The 20,207-nt window shown below is 46.5% G+C and carries 17 protein-coding genes; 7 read left to right on the top strand and 10 right to left on the bottom strand.

Annotation, left to right across the window (positions count from 1 at the left end; genetic code table 11):
• The first annotated feature begins 103 nt into the window (after positions 1–103).
• The 5 genes from HQQ92_RS21800 (at position 104) to HQQ92_RS21780 (ending at position 5,792) form a co-directional block, all read left to right on the top strand.
• Positions 104–853 (top strand): 3-oxoacyl-ACP reductase family protein, encoded by a 750-nt coding sequence (locus HQQ92_RS21800; RefSeq protein ID WP_173248347.1) that lies wholly within the window; start codon positions 104–106, stop codon positions 851–853.
• Positions 854–1,256: 403 nt separating this feature from the next.
• Positions 1,257–1,685, top strand: coding sequence for a hypothetical protein (locus tag HQQ92_RS21795; protein WP_173248345.1), 429 nt, complete (start codon positions 1,257–1,259; stop codon positions 1,683–1,685).
• Between the two features lie 400 nt (positions 1,686–2,085).
• On the top strand, positions 2,086–4,197 hold the full coding sequence (locus tag HQQ92_RS21790; protein WP_173248343.1) for a protein-disulfide reductase DsbD: 2,112 nt from the start codon (positions 2,086–2,088) through the stop codon (positions 4,195–4,197).
• 136 nt (positions 4,198–4,333) lie between these two features.
• Positions 4,334–5,242: a DsbA family protein gene (locus HQQ92_RS21785; protein ID WP_173248341.1), complete on the top strand. Its 909-nt coding sequence runs from the start codon at positions 4,334–4,336 to the stop codon at positions 5,240–5,242.
• A 25-nt stretch (positions 5,243–5,267) separates the two neighbouring features.
• Positions 5,268–5,792: a protein disulfide oxidoreductase gene (locus HQQ92_RS21780; protein WP_173248765.1), complete on the top strand. Its 525-nt coding sequence runs from the start codon at positions 5,268–5,270 to the stop codon at positions 5,790–5,792.
• Positions 5,793–5,903: 111 nt separating this feature from the next.
• On the opposite strand, the gene cyoE is transcribed toward HQQ92_RS21780, so the two are convergent.
• From cyoE to HQQ92_RS21750, 6 genes are all read right to left on the bottom strand, one after another.
• Positions 5,904–6,836 carry a heme o synthase gene (gene cyoE / locus HQQ92_RS21775; RefSeq protein ID WP_173248339.1) on the bottom strand — a complete coding sequence of 311 codons (933 nt, stop codon included), beginning with the start codon at positions 6,834–6,836 and terminating at the stop codon, positions 5,904–5,906.
• Between the two features lie 13 nt (positions 6,837–6,849).
• Positions 6,850–7,194: a cytochrome o ubiquinol oxidase subunit IV gene (cyoD, locus tag HQQ92_RS21770; protein ID WP_173248337.1), complete on the bottom strand. Its 345-nt coding sequence runs from the start codon at positions 7,192–7,194 to the stop codon at positions 6,850–6,852.
• A complete protein-coding gene (cyoC, locus tag HQQ92_RS21765) occupies positions 7,194–7,814 on the bottom strand; it encodes a cytochrome o ubiquinol oxidase subunit III (RefSeq protein WP_173248335.1) in 621 nt (206 codons plus the stop codon). Before cyoC ends, cyoD begins: the two co-directional genes overlap by 1 nt.
• Position 7,815: 1 nt before the next feature.
• A complete protein-coding gene (gene cyoB / locus HQQ92_RS21760; RefSeq protein WP_173248333.1) occupies positions 7,816–9,795 on the bottom strand; it encodes a cytochrome o ubiquinol oxidase subunit I in 1,980 nt (659 codons plus the stop codon).
• Positions 9,796–9,797: 2 nt separating this feature from the next.
• Complete coding sequence (cyoA, locus tag HQQ92_RS21755; RefSeq protein ID WP_173248331.1) at positions 9,798–10,892, bottom strand: ubiquinol oxidase subunit II; 1,095 nt, start codon at positions 10,890–10,892, stop codon at positions 9,798–9,800.
• Between the two features lie 189 nt (positions 10,893–11,081).
• Positions 11,082–11,471 carry a hypothetical protein gene (locus HQQ92_RS21750; RefSeq protein ID WP_131525510.1) on the bottom strand — a complete coding sequence of 130 codons (390 nt, stop codon included), beginning with the start codon at positions 11,469–11,471 and terminating at the stop codon, positions 11,082–11,084.
• 615 nt (positions 11,472–12,086) lie between these two features.
• Between HQQ92_RS21750 and HQQ92_RS21745 the strand changes: the two genes are divergently transcribed.
• Positions 12,087–15,734: an EAL domain-containing protein gene (locus HQQ92_RS21745; protein ID WP_173248329.1), complete on the top strand. Its 3,648-nt coding sequence runs from the start codon at positions 12,087–12,089 to the stop codon at positions 15,732–15,734.
• A gap of 97 nt (positions 15,735–15,831) precedes the next feature.
• A complete protein-coding gene (locus HQQ92_RS21740; protein ID WP_131525512.1) occupies positions 15,832–16,308 on the top strand; it encodes a cytoplasmic protein in 477 nt (158 codons plus the stop codon).
• 24 nt (positions 16,309–16,332) lie between these two features.
• On the opposite strand, the gene HQQ92_RS21735 is transcribed toward HQQ92_RS21740, so the two are convergent.
• The 4 genes from HQQ92_RS21735 to HQQ92_RS21720 all read right to left on the bottom strand — a co-directional run bounded on the left by HQQ92_RS21735 (position 16,333) and on the right by HQQ92_RS21720 (position 20,187).
• Positions 16,333–17,397 (bottom strand): sulfate/molybdate ABC transporter ATP-binding protein, encoded by a 1,065-nt coding sequence (locus HQQ92_RS21735; RefSeq protein ID WP_173248327.1) that lies wholly within the window; start codon positions 17,395–17,397, stop codon positions 16,333–16,335.
• A gap of 27 nt (positions 17,398–17,424) precedes the next feature.
• The gene (gene cysW / locus HQQ92_RS21730) at positions 17,425–18,276 is read right to left on the bottom strand and encodes a sulfate ABC transporter permease subunit CysW (RefSeq protein WP_173248325.1); all 852 of its coding nucleotides are present in this window, start codon (positions 18,274–18,276) and stop codon (positions 17,425–17,427) included.
• A 4-nt stretch (positions 18,277–18,280) separates the two neighbouring features.
• Positions 18,281–19,105, bottom strand: coding sequence for a sulfate ABC transporter permease subunit CysT (gene cysT / locus HQQ92_RS21725; protein WP_173248323.1), 825 nt, complete (start codon positions 19,103–19,105; stop codon positions 18,281–18,283).
• 68 nt (positions 19,106–19,173) lie between these two features.
• Positions 19,174–20,187 carry a sulfate ABC transporter substrate-binding protein gene (locus HQQ92_RS21720; protein WP_173248321.1) on the bottom strand — a complete coding sequence of 338 codons (1,014 nt, stop codon included), beginning with the start codon at positions 20,185–20,187 and terminating at the stop codon, positions 19,174–19,176.
• Between the last annotated feature and the right edge of the window lie 20 nt (positions 20,188–20,207).

Genomic DNA, 20,207 nt, shown 5'->3' with positions numbered 1-20,207 from the left:
AGTATGAAAATGAGCGTTAACGTACAAGCGAACGTCATTTTGTAATTGATTAAAAAGGTTTTTCTATACAATCAACCTTAACCCTCTATTGAGTGAGCTAACTATGAAATCGTCAAATAATCTGCAAGGTAAAGTGGCTTTTGTACAAGGTGGCAGCCGTGGTATCGGCGCTGCTATCGTTAAAAGATTGGCGAGTGACGGCGCCGCAGTTGCCTTTACCTATGTGTCATCTGAAGCCCAATCACAATTGCTTGTTGACGAAGTTATCACCCATGGTGGTCAAGCCATTGCCATTAAGGCCGACAGCACAGAGCCTGATGCGATTCGTCGTGCCATCCGCGAGACCAAAGCGCACTTCGGTGGCTTAGATATAGTGGTTAATAATGCGGGTACGCTGATTTGGGATAGCATCGAGAACCTGACGTTAGAGGACTGGGAGCGAACAATTAACACTAACGTGCGCAGTGTGTTTGTGGCGAGCCAAGAAGCCGCGCTGCACATGAATGACGGCGGCCGGATCATCAATATCGGTAGCACGAACGCTGAGCGTATTCCGTTTGTAGGTGGTGCGATTTACGGCATGAGTAAATCGGCCTTAGTCGGTTTGGCCAAAGGACTCGCGAGGGATTTAGGCCCTCGAGCTATTACGGTGAACAATATTCAGCCTGGACCTGTGGATACCGATATGAACCCTGATAACGGTGATTCATCTGAGCCCGTTAAGGCGATAGGCGCACTAGGGCGTTACGGTAAAGCCGAAGAGATCGCCAGCTTTGTCGCCTTTATTGCGGGCCCAGAAGCGGGCTATATCACAGGGGCGAGTTTGATGATTGATGGTGGGTTTTCTGCATAAGTTTTGCCTGTATTTATCTTTTAGGCAAAAAGTTTGATTCCACTCATTAATAAGCCTGCACAAGAGTCACTCTGGCGGGCTTTACTTAAGCTGTGGCTAGTTATGCAGAATCAATATGTTAGAGCATAAAAACTTGTTGAGTATGATGGTAAGAACTTAGGTCGTTGTTACTCAAATTATCTGTCAGCAAAGCGTGGTTTTATTGAAATGGTGGACTATGGCTTGACTCAGGCAAGGCAAAATAATTTGCTTGTTGATGAACTATTGTTACAATCCGCCGGTCTTATCTTCAGCTATCTGTTGAAAGACACTCATTTTTTATCTTTATTATCAAAGAATAAGACGAAGGGAAATCCAAATTTCTAAGTTATCGACTAAGCAAACAGGCAACTTATGGGGCGTGATGGTGTTTACTATTCTGACCTTGTTCTGTTTGACTCAAAATAGTGGAATACTTAACTTGTTGCTCAAGGAGTCGAGCGCGCAAGCGATGTCGGCTACGTCTTTTTCTGGTGCTGGTTTTAGCGCCAACTCAGCTTTAAACTCAAGTTCCGCTTTAAACAGCAGTTCAGCTTCAAACAATATGGCTAGCCACGCCGATGCTCAAGCGGCGGGTACTGAGCTGGTCAAAAGTGAACCTAAAAAATGTGAATTGTCTGAGAAATCGATCCGAACCTGTATCGACACTCCGAGTACCATCCCATTTCTTATCCTGCTGTTCCTACTGCCGTTACTTCCCCGCGCCTCCCGCGTGATAACACTGTTACCCATACAAGGTTATCAAGCTAAACCTAGGCGAATACATCTCACACATTGTCGCTTTCAAGAATAAAAACTTATTTATCAATTTGATAGGTGGGTTTGTTTAGGCATGCTTTCTCTCAGGCAATATTTGACTTTTCTCGCCAGTTTGCCGGTAGAAAAGAAAGTTAAGCGGCTGCAGAACATCCAATTTTACACATCACACCTCCCTATCTGACTGCTTGAACTTAAGCCTTCTATCACGCTGATGTTTCTTAAGCCATAACGATATTGGTAACCAGAACATAGCGTTAGCCAATATTTATATGGCCTAGAAGCAAGGTAAGCATGCACGCAGCATCACAGAGTCTTGTTTAACTTAGCTTGGTCTAACAGCGCTTAAGTATTGCAATGGCAAATGCTGACAATAATATCGAAGAGATTAATATGCAATTGAATAACAAACAGTTAATGCATATTTTGGGGACAAAATGAGTACATTAAAATCCATGTTAACCAGATTCTGGATACTCGCCTTGATAGTGACGAGCCCGTCGCTAATGGCCGCATCGACGGGGTGGTTGGTTAATGATAATCACCCGCCAGCCAAAGTACGTTTTATGCTAACGGGGGAGGTTGATCCTGCAACGAATACTTTGCCTGCTGTGCTTGAAGTACAACTTGAGGGCGATTGGAAAACCTATTGGCGCAGTCCTGGGGAAGGCGGTATCGCGCCGACGATAAAATGGGATGGCTCACACAATCTACAGCAAGTGGATTGGAGATGGCCTGCGCCAGAGGAATTCTCATTATTGGGGTTACAAACCTTTGGTTATAAAGGTAATACCACCTTTCCCTTAACCCTAGAAGTCGATGATATCGCTGCCCCAACTCAGCTGCGCGGCAAAGTGACCTTGTCGACCTGTACCACCATCTGTGTACTGACGGATTATCAGATTAGTCTCGACTTCACGCCTAATGCGCTGCAAGCGGATACCGATGCTATGTTGGCCTACAACAAGGCAGTGTCGCTTGTGCCGCAAAAAGTGTTGACCCAAGATGGCCAAAATCCTGCCATGACAATGGGTTGGGATGCCGCCAAAGGTCAACTTGAAGTCAGACTCAATGATGCCAACTGGCAGCAACCCACAGTGATTATCGATGGTGAGCCAGATACCACATTTAAGCTAGTGAGCTTAAAACCGAGTGAAAGCGATGTTAACGGCAAGCAATTGGTCGGTATTTTTAGCGGTAAAAGTTGGCTGGGCGAGCCTGAAGTTTTGGGCAAATCGCTGAACATGACTGTCGCCGATAGCGAGCGGGCGTTGGAATACAGCGCCGAAGTTAAGCCTGTGGTGATTACCCAAGAAAGTACCTCGATATTTGGCATGATTTTGTTAGCGCTTATCGGTGGTTTGATCTTAAACGTCATGCCCTGCGTGTTACCAGTGCTTGGCATGAAGCTCAGTTCAGTGGTTGCAGCACCTGATCTTAAGCGTAATCAAATCCGCCAACAGTTCATCGCATCAGCGCTGGGGATATTGGCCTCATTCTGGTTACTCGCTGGCTTTATCTTAATGCTTAAGCTCACGGGGCAGGCGATTGGTTGGGGCGTGCAGTTTCAAAACCCTTGGTTTATCGGCTTTATGGCGCTGGTGACCACAGTGTTTGCCTTCAATATGTTAGGTGTATTTGAGATTAACTTACCCTCTAACGTGCAAACCAAGTTGGCGACGACGGGCGGCAATAATAACAGCGGACACTTTTTACAGGGTATGTTTGCGACGCTACTGGCGACGCCGTGCAGTGCACCATTTTTGGGTACCGCGGTCGCCTTCGCTTTGGGCGCCGATGTACTGAGCTTGTTTGCCATCTTCACTGCGTTGGCCGTGGGTATGGCGTTCCCTTGGTTAATTGTGGCGGCATTTCCGCAAGTGGCGGGTTATTTCCCTAAACCCGGTCGCTGGATGAACACAGTCAAAGTGTTTTTCTCTGGCATGTTGCTCCTCACCAGTTTGTGGCTGATTAGCCTGTTGTCCAGCTTTATTGATGTGCTCTACCTCTGGCCCTTAGCGGGTGTCATTGCCCTGATATTTATGGTGTTTATGGCTAAAAAATATGGCGCGATTGCCATCGTGAGCTGCTTAGGTATCGGCATTTTACTGTCGGCGATTATCGCATTTATGACGGCGAACCAGTGGGCTAAACCTTTACCTGCGGATCTTGCTTGGACGCCATTGGATCAAGCATTGATTAATCAGCAGGTGGCCCAAGGCAAAACTGTGTTTGTCGATGTCACTGCCGATTGGTGCATTACTTGTAAGGCCAATAAAGTTGGCGTGATCTTGCAAGACCCTGTTTATAGCCTGTTGCAACAGCAGCATATTGTGCCGATGAAAGGCGATTGGACTACGCCTTCTAAGCCCATTACTCACTACCTGCAAAGCCATAATCGTTTCGGGGTGCCATTCAACGTGGTTTATGGCCCGGGTGCGCCGCAGGGGATTGAGCTGCCGGAAATTCTATCGACTGACCTTGTGCTTGCTGCGATTGAGCAGGCCTCAGCGTCCCCTGAAAAGTCATCCGTAGCGTCAGGGAAATAACGCTAACGAACAGCCATTCACTCGGACATGTCATTCGGCAATATCACTGGCGAGTCTCATTCAATAGCGAGTCGAGTGGCACTCAACAAATACTTAGGTCAGGGATAACTCTGACCTAAGACAATGGAAATCGATTATGAAACAGAAGATTGAAGTACAAAACAACACTGAATCAATGCAGAAAACTCAAGCCATTGGAGGCGCCCAAATGTCGAAATTTAGCTCTTTATTTAGTCCTTTATTTAGCTCTTTACGGAAAAATCGCAAGTTACAGATGTTTGCTGTCTCGGGTGTCGCCATGGCCATGCTGGTGGTTTCCTTGCCTTCGGTGAGCACCATGGCCTATGCCAAGGACAGCAGTTTATCGGCGGCCCAGCAGCAAGAGGTGCGAGCGATTCTTAAAGATGCCTTGATCAATGATCCTGACCTAATGAGAGAAGCAATTATTGCGTGGCAAGCAAGGGAGCAAGAGGGTGCCAATACCGCCATGCAAACGAGCCTAGTGACCCATCATAAAGCCATGTATGAGACTAAAAGCGATCCGTGGAAGGGCTCTGCGACACCTGAGATTGAGATGGTGTACTTCACCGATTTTAACTGCCCATACTGCAAGAAAATCGAGCCTTCGCTGAACCAGCTGATTGAAGAATTTCCGCAGTTAAAAATCATAGTAAAAATGGTACCGCTACAGGGCGAAGGCTCCAAAATGGCAGTCGATTTTGCCCAAACTGTTTGGTTAAACGAGCCTGAAAAGTATCTCAAGGTAAAGGATATGTTGATGTCGAGTCCGCGTGGACTCGATGCCGCCGCCATCGCTAAGGTCGCTAAACTGACGGCAACTGAGCGTTGGGTCGGCAACACAGATGCGCGCGTGGCTAAAATGGTCGATGACAATGTTAATTTAATGAATGAGTTAGGCATAGGTGGCACTCCAAGTATGATAGTGGCTGATACGCTTATTCCCGGATTAGTGCCTTACGAAGTGTTAAAAGAGCAGCTTGAAGCCGCGATTGCCGCTAAAAATAAGACACAGAAGAGCAGTTAAGATGCTGCCAAAGGAAACTGAAAATATGAGCGCCGAACAGGTTTCGACATCTTTACCTAAACGGATATTGGGCTGGATTAAGCAGTTACTACTTTGGTTATTGTTAGCCCTAGTGGTAACGAGCGTGATGGACATCTGGCGCGGCAAAGATATCCCGCGGGATAATTTGCCGCAGCTCCAAGGGACGACTTTGGCTGGGGAAGCGCTTGATATTGCCAAGTTAAGCCAAGATCAGGCGGTATTGGTATACTTTTGGGGCACTTGGTGCCCTGTGTGTAATTTTGTCAGCCCGGCAGTCAATCAAATGTCGGCCTATTACCCCGTGGTGACGGTTGCCATGAATTCGGGGGAGGATGAGAAACTGAGAAAATATCTTCAGCATCAAGGCTATGGCTTTGACACTATTAACGATAGTGACAGCAAGATTGCCCGTGATTGGTCATTGCAGGCGACGCCAACCATTATGATCTTTAAAGAGGGTGAGCTAAAACACTATACGACAGGCTTTACTAGCCTACCCGGTATGTGGTGGCGAATGATGTTCACTTAGAAGTGATGCTTCAGGGGCTGTTTTAGGAGAGAAAAAAAGCGCTAATCTTGGTTAGCGCTTTTGTATTATCAACTTATTTCAGGACTAGACAACTAGCTGAAAGCTTAGGATTTACTTCACTAAAGTGAGTAGTGGTGCCTGACTCACAACTTGGAAGTCGAGCGCCATAGTCACACTGAGCGCCGTAATAGTGATGATTGAAAAACCAAACACTTGGCGAGCCCAGCGTTGCATGTCGACGCCGTGGCGATAACCTTTTAATGCCATGGCAAGCCACCACAGGCTAGTGGCACAGGTGACTGCCATAAAGGCGATACCTGTGTAACCCGCGAGTGGTAACAGCGCACTGACTAAGGCGAACACGGCAATATAAAGCACGATATGCAGTTTTGCTTTGGTCATGCCTTCTGCAACTGGCAGCACAGGAATATTGGCTGCCGCATAGTCATTAAAACGGAAAATCGCGATGGCATAGGAATGCGGCATCTGCCATAGACTGAACATCAACAGCAAAATAGCCGCGCCCATGTCCATTTGCCCTGTCACACTGCAATAGCCCACCACGGGCGGTACTGCGCCCGAGAAGCTGCCGACCAAAGTGCCATACACTGAGTTACGTTTCATATAGAGGCTATAAACCCCCACATAAACGATGTAACCAATAACGGCAAATAGCAGGGCTAATGCATTGGTAAACAAGGCTAAGATGCTAAAGCCCAACACGCCTAAGGCGATACCAAACGCGAGGACGTTACCCACGGCAATTTCGCCCGTGACGGTCACGCGTTTGCAGGTTCGCTGCATTTTGGCGTCGATATCACGGTCAATACAGTTATTGACAGCGCAGCCCGAGGCTACAACCAAGGACAATCCTACTAAGCTCGCCAGCATCAAGACCAAATTTACGTCGCCTTTGGCGGCTAATAAAAAACCGCCAGCAACGGAAATCAGATTCCCGAAAATGATGCCAGGCTTAGTCACCTGCACATACCCTTTGAAGCGTGCTTTCCATTGCGGTGACATAAATCTGTCTTGTGTTTGCATAGACTGTTTCTCGTTACATCATCAAAGCGTTGGCTTCGAGTATGATCCACACCGACAGGCCGACGACCATGACAATAATCAGGGCGGTAAACAGGAAGGAGAAGGTATTCACTTTGCCTTCTTTCGAGAAATCTAAGTGCAAGAAGTACTTAAGATGTACCACTATCTGCACTATCGCCATCACTAGCACTAAGCTGAGGGTGGTCGCTTTCTCGAAGTGATGGGTCATTACCGCCCAAAATGGAATGGCGGTTAATACCACTGACAGCACAAAGCCTATTAGATATGACTTAATGCTCGCGGCCAGATCGTCAGTGCCATGGCTAGGCTGATTGTGCGTATGACTATGTGCGCCCATTACAGTGCTCCCAATAAATACACGACCGTGAATACACAAATCCACACTATGTCGAGGAAATGCCAGAACAGGCTTAAGCAGCTCAGGCGGGTGATGCTGCGATGACCTAAACCGGTTTTCGCCACTTCAATCATCATGATCGCCATCCAAATCAGACCTGCGGTCACGTGCAAACCGTGCATACCGACCAGGGTGAAGAAGGACGACAGGAAAGCGCTGCGCTGCGGGCCATTGCCATGTTCAATCAGGTGATGGAATTCATAGACTTCCATCCCGATAAACACACAACCGAGGACGAAGGTGACGAGTAACCAAGCCAAGGTCGCGGCTTTGTTATGGCGTTTAGCAAAAATCAGCGCCATGCCATAGGTAATACTACTGACGAGCAGGGCGGCAGTTTCAATCAGCACAAAGTCCAATTCGAAAATGTCTTTACCCGAAACGCCACCGTCCGTGTTCATGTAGAGCACAGCATAGGTTGCGAAAACCGAGGCAAACAAAATGCAGTCGGTCATCAGGTAAATCCAAAAACCAAACAGAGTGTTGCCACTCGTATCATGGTGTTCGTGATGATCTTCTGCGTGAGCTACTTCTAAATCTGCTGGGATTGCAATACTCATATCAGCCCCTTACTACATTGTTTAAGTGGGCATTTTCAATGCGAGCCACTTCATCGGGTTGCACGTAATAGTCGACGTCATTGTTATAGGCTCGGAATAAGAACACGATAAACGCGCCCACTAAGCCCACAATGGCTAACCAGAGAATGTGCCAAATAGCGGCAAAACCCGCGGCAGTGATCCCCAGCGCCATTAAGATACCGCTTGAGGTATTTTTCGGCATATGGATTGGCTGATAGTGTTTGAGGCCTTGATAAGCCAAGCCTTTTTCTTTCGCATCGGTAAAGGCATCGATATCAGCAACCTGTGGCAGCTTAGCGAAGTTATAGAACTGGGGTGGTGAAGCGGTTGACCACTCTAAAGTATGGCCATTCCATGGATCGCCCGTGGTATCGCGGTTTTGGTCGCGGTCACGGATACTCACGTACAGTTGGATAAACTGCAGAATGATACCGACCATGATGATGCAAGCACCCACGGCGGCTAAGTAGATCCACAGGTTCCATGCTGGGTTATCCGTATGACTAATTCGGCGCGTCATACCCATAAAGCCCAATACGTACAGCGGCATAAAGGCCACGTAGAAACCGATTTGCCAGCACCAGAATGACGCTTTACCTAAACGCTCATTCAAGTGGAAACCTGTCGCTTTCGGGAACCAGTAAGCAAAGCCTGCTAAGTAACCAAATACCGCACCACCAATAATAGTGTTATGGAAATGCGCGATTAAAAACAAACTGTTATGTAGAACGTAATCGGCTCCTGGTAAGGCTAATAGCACTCCGGTCATACCGCCTATGGTGAAAGTCACCATAAAGCCTAGCGTCCACAACACAGGTACAGTTAACCTTAGGCGGCCACGGTAGATAGTGAACAACCAGTTAAACAGTTTTACCCCGGTTGGAACGGCAATCACCATAGTCATCACCCCGAAGAAAGCGTTGACGTTGGCACTTGAGCCCATAGTGAAGAAGTGGTGTAACCAAACGATGAAACCTAAAATTGAAATCGCACCGCTCGCCCACACCATAGAGGTGTAACCAAACAAACGCTTAGCCGTAAAGGTTGAGATCACCTCGGAGAAAATACCAAAAGCAGGCAAAATCAGGATGTAAACCTCAGGATGTCCCCACGCCCAAAATAGGTTGATATACATCATGGCGTTACCGCCACCGTCATTGGTGAAAAAGTGGAAATCCATGTAACGGTCGAGCGTTAACATGGCTAACACGGCGGTTAAGATTGGGAATGACGCGACGATCAAAATGTTCGCCCAAGTACAAGTCCAAGTGAAGATTGGCATTTGCATCAGCTTCATGCCTGGGGCACGCATCTTCAGTACGGTGGCGATAAAGTTCACCCCGGTTAAGGTCGTCCCTATGCCTGAAATTTGCAGTGCCCAGATATAGTAATCGACTCCAACCCCCGGACTGTAAGCCAGTTCTGAGAGGGGGGGATACGCCACCCAACCTGTCTTAGCAAATTCACCTAAACCCAATGAAATATTGATCAGCACAGCGCCAGAGGCGGTCAGCCAGAAACTGAGGTTGTTCAAGAAGGGGAAGGCAACGTCGCGTGCGCCAATCTGCAGCGGCACTACTAAGTTCATTAGACCTATCATAAATGGCATCGCCATAAAGATAATCATGATCACGCCGTGGGCGGTGAAGATCTGGTCGTAATGTTCTGGCGGCAGATAACCTGCGGCGCCGTTGGTGGCGAGTGCTTGCTGGGTACGCATCATAATGGCATCGGAGAAGCCACGAATGAGCATCACTAAAGCCAACACTATGTACATGATACCGAGGCGTTTATGGTCAACTGAGGTTAACCAATTATTCCAGAGTACACTCCATTTTTTGTGTTTAGTGATCAAGGCTGCGATATACAAACCTACCACTGCGACGACCGCTAGGGTCACCATGATGATGGGCTCGTGATACGGAATCGCATCTAAGCTTAATTTACCGAGAAATGACATGATTACTCCGCCTCCACTTTATGAGTGGATGAGTGCTCTAAGGATGAAGGTTCTGTGGATGAATCCTGTGTTAATGACGTTACAGAAGGTGTTGAGCTATCCATGTCGGCCATGTTCTGTGTATTTTTCATCGCGTGCTCGCCTGCCATATGTGCCATGTCGTGCATACCTTTCATGTCTGCCATGTCTGCCATGTCAGATGTGTGCTCAGTGCCCATGTGTTCCATGCCTGCGTGACCTTTCATGCCCTCATGTGAGTCCATATACATGTATTGCATCACGATTTGGTCAAACATCCCTTTGCTCACTGAGCCAAAGTATTCAACTGGATTGTATTCACTCGGTTTGGCCAGTGTGGCATAGGCCGCTGAGTCCAATGTCTTGCCCTGTTGTTTTAACTTGGCTACCCATGCCTCGAAGTCGGCAGGTGTTTGAGTGGCAATCGCTTTAAACTTCATGCCCGCAAATCCGGCGCCGCTGTAGTTAGCCGAGATACCGTCGAAGGTGCCGGGCTCGTTAGCGATCAAATGCAGCTTAGTGGTCATGCCCGCCATAGAATAAATCTGGCTGCCTAACTGAGGGATGAAGAAGGAGTTCATTGCAGTGTCAGAGGTGATCTTAAAGTTCACCGGCACATTGGCTGGGAACGCCAACTCATTGACCGATGCCACGCCTTGTTCTGGATAAATGAATAACCATTTCCAGTCCAGCGACACTACTTCAACCGTGACGGGTTTCGCTTCGTGTTCTAAAGGCTTGTATGGATCAAGATCATGGGTCGAACCCCAAGTGATCACACCTAGCACTATCACGATCACAATCGGCACTATCCACACTACGGTTTCAATCGCCGTTGAGTGTGCCCATTTAGGCGCATAGATTTCCTGATCACGGCCATCGCGGTATTTCCACGCGAAGTACAATGTCATGGCAATCACAGGGATAACGACAATGAGCATGAGTAGGGTGGCGACGATAATCAGGTGTTTTTCATCGATACCGATTTGGCCCTTAGGGTCCAATACTCCGCCATCACAACCCGCGAGCATGAGTGCTACTGCCGCGATTGCTGCTTTACTTAATTTTCGAATTAACAAAGGAAGATTCCTCTAACCCTAAGGTTTACAACTCTGCCAAGCGTTAACCGGCAGTCGCACTAAGCGGCGTTATCTGAGCGCAAATCCTGAAACCCAAGAGGCATGACACAACAATGTGCCGCCATCCCGAGGCAAATCTAAGATCAGCTTTCAGCGCTTAATGCTTAATTTGAATTTAAAAACAGAGGGTTAAAATGGCGGAGCGCGACAACCGTGGGCGGTATATTCGAGGGATTTTAGCCTTGGGTGAGCTAAAAAAAGTGAAGCGTTAGTTAAATCGAGATGATTGAAAAATTTGAAGCAGCAGTCGATTAAATGCCATAACTGCAGAATAACGAGGGGATTGAGTAATAACAGGCTGAGCAAACTAGCGCCGATAAACTCGGCTAAAAAGCCATTGCTGAGGCTGATTAATTCACTAATATCGACACAACCGCCGATCAACACGGATAAAACGTCAGCAATAGGCAGCACAAACAATAACCCGAAAAACAGGGTTAGATTTGTCATGCTAAAGGTTGAAAGCCGAATAGTTAGGTTCAATCTTTCAACAATGAATTGGCTAAGAGCTAATTTCAATTAATGAGTCCGGCTGAACGGGAAAAGGAGTCAGTTGGCAGAACAAAAAATATTCAGCATGTAACTTTTTTATGCGGCAGGAGGATACCAAGAAGCGGCTATTGAATGAAAGCGGATCCCCGTAGTAAAAGGGCTTTAGTATTAAAAAAACCTTAATTAAAACTAAATTGGATCGTTAGCTTTACAAAATTAACAGTATTTAAACTGATTTTGTTCTCATAAAATAAAAAATTGTGAAGCCTCTCATTTATTCATTTTGACTAAAGTTGGTTTGCTTGTGGTGTCATTGAGTTGATTATAGCCCCTATAAACATGTTCGCTTTACCCGCAAAAAGACTAAGCTTAACTTCTATGGCGGGGCTAATGTTGCCGATAGTTGTCTTGATGGGTTAGCTTGTTTGTCGCAAGATTGGGTTCGCCAAGTTTGGCTGTGTGATTAAGTACATTTGAGATCGGCATCCCAAATAAAAACATCACGTTAAATGAGTGATTGTGTCAGTCATTTACGCTATTTACATTAGATAAACCGATTATTAAACTGTGAACTTATCTCGCCCCTGATATGTGCTTGAGATTGAGCCTGTGAGTCGGGCATGATGCTTCTCAATTCTCGAAGTGCGTCAGCATGAAGGACTACACATAAAGTCATTTATCCCATACCTTAAGGTAAACATTTTCATCGCCTTAGCTTACGTTATTGTAGGTAAAATTGGTTTGATGATTGCTTTGCCGCCTGGATATTCTGCTGCAATTTGGCCTGCCGCAGGTATTGCCATTGCCGCTTGTGTTTTATGGAAAGAATATGCGCCTTGGATTGGCGTGTTCATTGGTTCTTTGTTGATTAATCTCAACATCAGCGGACATATCCATTGGGGGTGGTTGCCCTTTGCGATTTCAATTGGCTCATCTATACAGGCAGTGCTTTCTGCCTATGTTCTTGGACGAGTCGATCATTTATTCACCCTAGATAATCCTAACGCCGTCATTAAATCCTGCTTGAGTTTAGCTTTAACTTGTACTGTAGCGACTGTTTTTGGCAATTTCTCCTTAGTGATTAACGGTACGATTCCACAGTCCGATTTACTGGGTAGTTTAATAAATTGGTGGACTGGGGATTTGCTCGGTGCCGTGATTTTTATCCCTCTGACTATGTTGCTATTTGATAAGCGAGTTATTTGGCGTTCTCGCCGCATTCAGACGGGTGTGCCTTTGCTGGTGGGTTTTTTATTTTGCGTGGGGATTTATTACTACTCAGATATGAATCAGCGCCAACAGTTACGGGATAAGTTTCTGGTTCAATCTAATGCGATTATTAGCAATATTGAAAGTTTTCAAGATGCTAACCTCCAACAAATTGTTGCCTTAGCAAGCTTGTTCGATAATAGCGAGCAGGTTTCTGAGGATGAGTTTGTACAGTTTGGCAAACGCAATATGTTGATGAAGGATGGCTTTAGAGCTTGGTCTTGGTCACCGCTTGTGGCGGCAGTCGATCAGCAAAGTTTTGAGGCATCAATTCGTTCTGTGGTTGGTGGTTCCTACAAAGTGACTCGTCCCGAAGGCTGGCAGGCGAATACTGATGGTTGGCTAGTCCCTGTGATGTATATTCAGCCGCAGATAGGTAACGAAGCGGCCTTGGGATTGGATCTCAATAGTGAGCCGACGCGAGCCGCAGCCATAGCAAAAGTGCGTGCGACGTTAGCACCCGTGATGACAGCCAAGATTCAATTAGCACAAGATCCCAATGGTCCTGGTGGCACTTTACTCATTGCTCCTGCTTTTGACAGATTGGGTAAGATCTCAGGGTTTTGTTCAGCCGTAATTGATTTGCAAGGCATTATTGATGATGTTGATAGTGTAAAAGGCTTGCAGTGGCAACTGACAGATATGAGTGCGGGCGGTACCTTACTTTATAGCAATACTCAAAAATCGTTTCCTGAATTTAGCAGCAAGCTCTTCAGCGATAAAACTGGGCAGTATTTTCAGGCAAACCTGATGTTAGCGGATCGTCATTGGCATATAGTGATTTATCAATCCTATGCGGTGCTGATGGGCGATACTTTTAGCTTATCGCTACTAATGCTGCTGCTCGCCTTTATCACTTGTGCGGTCGTGGGCGGCATGACACTGGTTTCCTCCGGCGAGCGCCAACGTATTGCCGAAAAAGTGACAGAAAAAACCATGGCATTGTCGAAGGAAATTGCCCGCCGTCAGGCTTTTCAAGCTACCTTGGTCGAAAGTGAGCAAAAATATCGAAACCTATTTGATAAGGCCCCTGTGGGGCATGTGCTTAAACGTTTAGACGATGGTCAATTTGTGGCGATTAACCCCGCCTTTCAAGCGATTACGGGTTATTCACTCGATGAGCTTAATCAACTTGATCCTTGGGATCTTACCCCAAAGCGTTATCAATTAAGTGAAGAAGAGCAATTAGAGCGCTTAAAGCAGACGCGCCGTTATGGTCCCTATCAGAAGCATTATTTACATAAAAATGGCCAATTAGTGGCGGTGCGCCTCAACGGGGCTTTAGTTACTGGTGCCAATGGTGAACAGCTAATTTTGTTTATCGTCGAAGATATTACCGAGCAGGAGCGTACCGTTGCGCGGGTAAATCTTTTGGCACAAGTATTTCAGCAGAGTGGTGAAGGCATCACGATTATGGATGCCAACGATATCATTGTGGATGTGAATAGCGCATTTTCTCAGATCACGGGTTATTCCCGAGAGGACATTATTGGTAAAAACTGCCGTTTTATAGAGGCTGAACGAACGGATAAAAGTATCGATTCTCAAGTCCGTGCTGCCCTCGAGCAAACGGGTTTCTGGCAAGGTGAAGTCTGGGATAGGCATAAACAAGGCTACGATTTCCCGAAATGGTTGATGATGTCTGTGGTGCGGGATGATTCTGGTGCCGTGAGTCACTATATTGGCAGCTTTACCGATATCAGTGAGCGTAAAGTCAGTGAGGAACGCATTCATTTCCTTGCCCATCATGACTCTTTGACCTTATTGCCTAATCGACTGAGCTTGCAGTCGCGCCTCGAAGTGGTGTTTAAGGATGCTCTGGTATCCCACAGCCAAATAGCGGTAATGTTCATCGACATGGACCACTTTAAAAATATCAACGATACCTTGGGCCATCATGTGGGCGATCAACTGCTGCTAGAGGTGGCCCGACGTTTGAAATACATCGTTGGTGATAATGATACTGTGGCGCGTTTGGGGGGCGATGAGTTTGTGGTTGCCTTGTCCGATACAAACCATGATGAAGTGGCCAGTTTGGCCGAGGCGCTGCGCAGTGGTTTGAGTCAAACCTATGTGATTAATAATCAAGCATTACATTCATCGCCAAGTATAGGGATCAGTTTATTCCCCAATGATGGTGACAGTGTTGAAGCCTTGATGAAAAATGCCGATATGGCCATGTACCGCGCAAAAGCGGCTGGACGCAATAACTATCAATTCTTTACTGCGGCAATGAACACCTTGATCACTGAGCGCCAGCATATTGAAACTGGCCTGAGGCAAGTGTTAGTAAACGACGAATTACGACTGCATTATCAGCCACAAATTGATATTAGAAGCGGGCAAGTGGTCAGTGTCGAAGCGCTTGTGCGCTGGCAGCATCCCGAATTTGGCATGATAGCGCCTGACCGTTTTATTCCCATTGCCGAAGAGATCGACATGATCATCCCAATTGGCCAATGGGTATTAGAAACGGCGATGGCGCAACTTGCTGTCTGGCGCGCTGCGGGTGCCACTGAGTTGCGAATGGCGGTGAATCTGTCGGCACATCAACTTCGTAAGGATACGATAGTCGCCGATATTACCAATGTGCTGGTGAAGCATAAGTTGGGCAAAGGCGCACTGGAGCTGGAGATTACCGAGAGTGTGGCGATGCAATATCCTGAGCAGAATGCGCGCCTATTAGCGGAATTGCGCCAACATGGTATCGAGCTCGCTATCGATGATTTTGGTACAGGATATTCCTCTTTATCCTATTTGAAACTCTTGCCCTTAGACAGGTTAAAGCTCGACCGATCCTTTGTGAAGGATATTGAGACCGACTCGAACGATGCAGCCATTAGCGCTGCAACTATTTCTATGTCCCATGAATTGGGGTTAACTGTGGTCGCTGAAGGGGTTGAAAACGAGGCGCAATTGGTATTATTGTCGAGTATGGGGTGCGACTTAGTGCAAGGGTTTTACTTTAGTAAACCCTTAGCGGCAGAAGAGTGTTTCCGCTTTATCCAGCGTAATTTATAACGGCAGAGTGTTGTTGTTTTTCTAATGCTGGCGCAGAGTTGGACTATACTTGAGTTTGCATTATGCATGCGTTAATCAAAATACTAAGGATGGTTTTATGCAAGTCATCTTCACTAAAGGTACTCAGCGTTATGGCCAGTTGCGTTGTGTGCGCATGGACGGTAGTGCGACACAAACCCAAATGCCAGAACAAGGTATAGCACCTCACGATATGATCCACTATGTGGTTGAAAAACGCCTGCATATTCAAGGCGCTTTCTTCTCGCAGATCAGAGCTGGCGCCGATATCAGCTTTACCTTAGAGCATAATGAAACCTCCCGCGGCATCGCTGATAAAACGGAGGTGTGGCAAACCGAATCCATAGTTGAGACCCTGCAGTCGCTACTGTGGTCGGGTGAAACGCCAACCTATGACGGCTTTATTTATCTGTTAGAGCAAGCCTGTAGCAGTCGAGACTTGGCCGTTCCTACTGTTAACCAAACAGATTTTGATCATATTCTCAATGAGATTATGGATTTGAGTGTTGAGTGGCAGGGAATGGGAGAAGGTCAGTCCTTGACCTTGAAGTTCTAATCTATTGATTAGGGCGGTGAGTGGCTAAATACCTTCCCCTAAAAAGACTTTGGTATAGCGCGGCTGGATCCAAGCGCTATCACCTTTGTTTATGCCAAGCTGTTTAAATTGCACTTTAGATAATTCAACATGGATCAGTTGGTTATCTAGCTCAGTTAGGACTTCTAATCTCACTGCTGGGCCAACTATGGTCACTAAGTCTAAACTGACTTTAAGGGCATTTTCAGTTGGTTGTGTCAGTACTTCGATTTCGTGTGGGCGCACATAGGCTAAGCCTTGTTGCTCTTCGTTAATCGTGTGCTCAGGTGAGGGAATGTGAATATTGCCTATAGTGCTATGCCCTTGTTTTACTCGGGCATGAAATAGGTTCACATTGCCAAGAAACTCGTACACAAAAGGATTGCTTGGATTATCATAGACTTCTTCTGGCGTACCTTGCTGCTCGATACGGCCTTGATTCATCACCACGATTTTGTCTGCGACTTCGAGTGCTTCTTCCTGATCATGGGTCACAAATACGGTAGTGACATTAATCTCATCGTGTAAGCGTCTTAACCAGCGGCGTAATTCTGCGCGCACTTTTGCATCGAGCGCGCCAAAGGGTTCGTCTAACAGTAGAACCTTAGGTTCGACCGCAAGCGCGCGGGCGAGTGCGATGCGTTGCCTTTGACCGCCTGAAAGTTGTGATGGATAGCGATTAGCAGTCCAATCTAATTGGACGAGTTTGAGTAATGAATGCACCTTATCGGCAATGTCTGCCTTACTCGGACGTGTTTTTCGTGGTCTGACTGTGAGTCCATAGGCGACATTTTCGAATACAGTCATATGTTTAAATAGGGCGTAATGTTGGAATACAAAACCGACACCGCGTTCACTCACATGCTGTGTGGTAATGTCTTCGCCATTAAATCTGACTATGCCACTGTCGGCCTGTTCGAGTCCGGCAATAATCCTGAGTAAAGTTGTTTTGCCTGAGCCGGATGGGCCTAAAAGGGCCGTCAGCTCTCCGGTTTTGATCTCTAAATTGACCGAGTCTACGGCAACAAAATCACTAAAACGCTTATTAACTTGTTGAATGTGTATGCTCATAATGCTCTGTTCCCAAGGACGTTGCGTTTAGTTAATTTGATGTTTGCGCTCATCTTTCCACTCCACGAGGCTTTTCAGCACTATAGTGACCAGTGCTAAACCTGTGAGCAGGGATGACACGGCAAACGCGGCCGTAAACATGTATTCGTTATAAAGCACTTCTATGTGTAGCGGCATAGTATTGGTCTCACCGCGAATGCGCCCAGAGACCACTGCTACCGCACCAAACTCGCCCATAGCACGGGCATTACACAGGATCACGCCGTAGAGTAAGCCCCACTTAATATTTGGTAACGTGACGTACCAAAAGGTCTTTAAACCACTGGCACCTAGGGTGAGTGAGGCCTCTTCTTCATCTTTGCCCTGTTGCTGCATCAGTGGGATGAGTTCACGGGCAATAAAGGGTAAAGTGCCGAACATGATGACAATGACTATGCCCGGAACGGCAAAAATCACTTTTAAATCATGGGCAGCAAGCCAAGGCCCAAACCAGCCTTGGGCACCGAAGAGGATCACAAAAATCAGCCCGACCACGACGGGTGAAATGGCGAAGGGCATATCGATTATCGAGATCAGTATGGTTTTGCCTCTAAACTCAAATTTAGCAATGGCCCAAGCGATGGCGACACCAAAAATAGCATTAGTGGGTACAACAATAATTAACACTAACAAGGTGAGGCGAATGGAAGCGAGCGCATCGGGATCGGTCACGGCTTGCCACCAGACCTTGAGACCCGCTTCGAAGGCGCCGTAGAGCACAACCGCTAATGGCAAAACCAGAAACAGTGCGAGAAAGCTTAATGCGATCCCGATTAAACTCCACTTTATCCAAGGTGCCTCAGTGGTAGCTTGATGATTTACAGTCAATATTTGGCCCATAGACTTAACCTCTTTTACCCGCCCACCATTGTAGGCTATTAATTAATAACAATAAGAGGAAAGCTGCTGCGAGCATGACCACGCCGATAGCCGCAGCGCCGTTATAGTCATATTGCTCAGCTTTGGACACTATCAGTAGCGGAGTAATTTCGGTGCGATAGGGCAAATTGCCCGAGATAAAAATGACGGAACCATATTCGCCTACTGCACGTGCAAAGGCTAAGGCGTAACCCGTTAATAATGCAGGTAATACCGCAGGTAGGATCACTCTTCTTATGGTGGTTAATCGATTAGCACCGAGGGATGCTGAGGCTTCTTCAAGTTCCTTTGAAAAGTCTGCTAAAACCGGTTGCACTGTTCGCACGACAAAGGGCAATCCAATGTAAGTTAAGGCGATCACAACACCAATTTGACTGTAGGCGACTTTAATGCCCCATAAATGTAAATATTGACCTACCCACCCGGTCGTTGAATAAAGCGTTACGAGCGCGATACCTGCGACAGCCGTCGGTAAGGCAAAAGGCAGATCAACTAAAGCATCGACGACTTTTTTACCAAAAAATTGATAACGTACTAACACCCAAGCGACGAGAGTCCCAAAAATGGCATTAATGCTGGCGCCAATAAAAGACGCCGTAAATGACAGCTTGTATGAGGCTACAACCTGAGGATGACTAATTGCGACCCAAAAGTCAGCCCAACTCATTTGCAGCGTAAACAGAACTAATCCGGCTACAGGAATAAGAAATAGCAAACTTAAATATAAAACTGAGAAGCCTAAGGTAATACCAAATCCAGGTAGCACAGATTTTATGACAACCTTGCTCATATCATTATTCCGTCGCGAGATAAGTGAAACCAATGGGCGGTTTCGTATTAATGAAACCGCGTAAAAGATTACTTGCTAATCTTGGTTAAAATAGAATCGAATTGACCACCATCATTAAAATGAGTTTTTTGTGCTTTGTTCCAGCCACCAAAAACCTCATCAATGGTAAAGAGCGTCAGTTGTGGAAACTTGTCTTTGTATTGCAACGCAATGTCTGGGTTTGTCGGGCGATAAAAGTGTTTTGCAGCTAGGTGTTGTGCTTCATCAGTATAGAGATGTGCTAGGTAAGCTTCTGCTAACTTACGTGTCCCTTTGCGATCGACATTTTTATCTACCACTGTCACTGGTGGCTCAGCAAGAATACTGACACTTGGAACAATAATTTCAAATTCACCTTTTCCTAACTGCTCAACAGATAATATGGCTTCATTTTCCCAAGCGATGAACACATCGCCAATGTTACGCTGTACAAAGGTATTGGTTGCGCCACGGGCGCCTGAGTCCAGCACAGGTACGTTTTTATAAATCTGAGTGACAAACTCTAACGCTTTTTCTTCTGAGCCGTATTGCTTCAGTGCATAACCCCAAGCGGCGAGATAGTTCCAGCGCGCCCCGCCTGAAGTTTTAGGATTTGGGGTAATGACTTCTACACCTTCACGAACTAAGTCATTCCAGTCATGGATATTTTTGGGATTTCCTTTGCGAACCAATAGGACTATGGTTGAGGTATAGGGCGAGCTATTGTGTGGCAGGCGACTTTGCCAATTTTCAGGAATTAAATCCGCTTTTTGCCTTAATGCATCAACGTCATAGGCCAGTGCCAGAGTGACAACATCCGCTTCTAATCCATCAATAACTGAGCGAGCTTGCGAGCCTGAACCACCGTGAGATTGACGTATGGTTGGGGCTTTATGGCCTTGTTTTTGCCAATATTGGCTGAAGAGTTGGTTATATTCCCGATAGAATTCACGGGTTGGATCATAGGAAACATTCAATAGCGTATCTTCAGCGAGTGCGAGAAAACTAGCCGAGGCCAAAACTAAGGTGAGTGTTGCTTTTTGTAGGTGAGATAAAATATTCATACCGAAATCCTCATATTATT

It is taken from the genome of Shewanella sp. DC2-4 (assembly GCF_013248875.1).
In the GTDB taxonomy this organism is placed as follows: Bacteria; Pseudomonadota; Gammaproteobacteria; order Enterobacterales; family Shewanellaceae; genus Shewanella; species Shewanella oncorhynchi.
The sequence above is the reverse complement of the archived record's forward strand: the minus strand, read 5'-3'. Positions and strand labels throughout refer to the sequence as shown.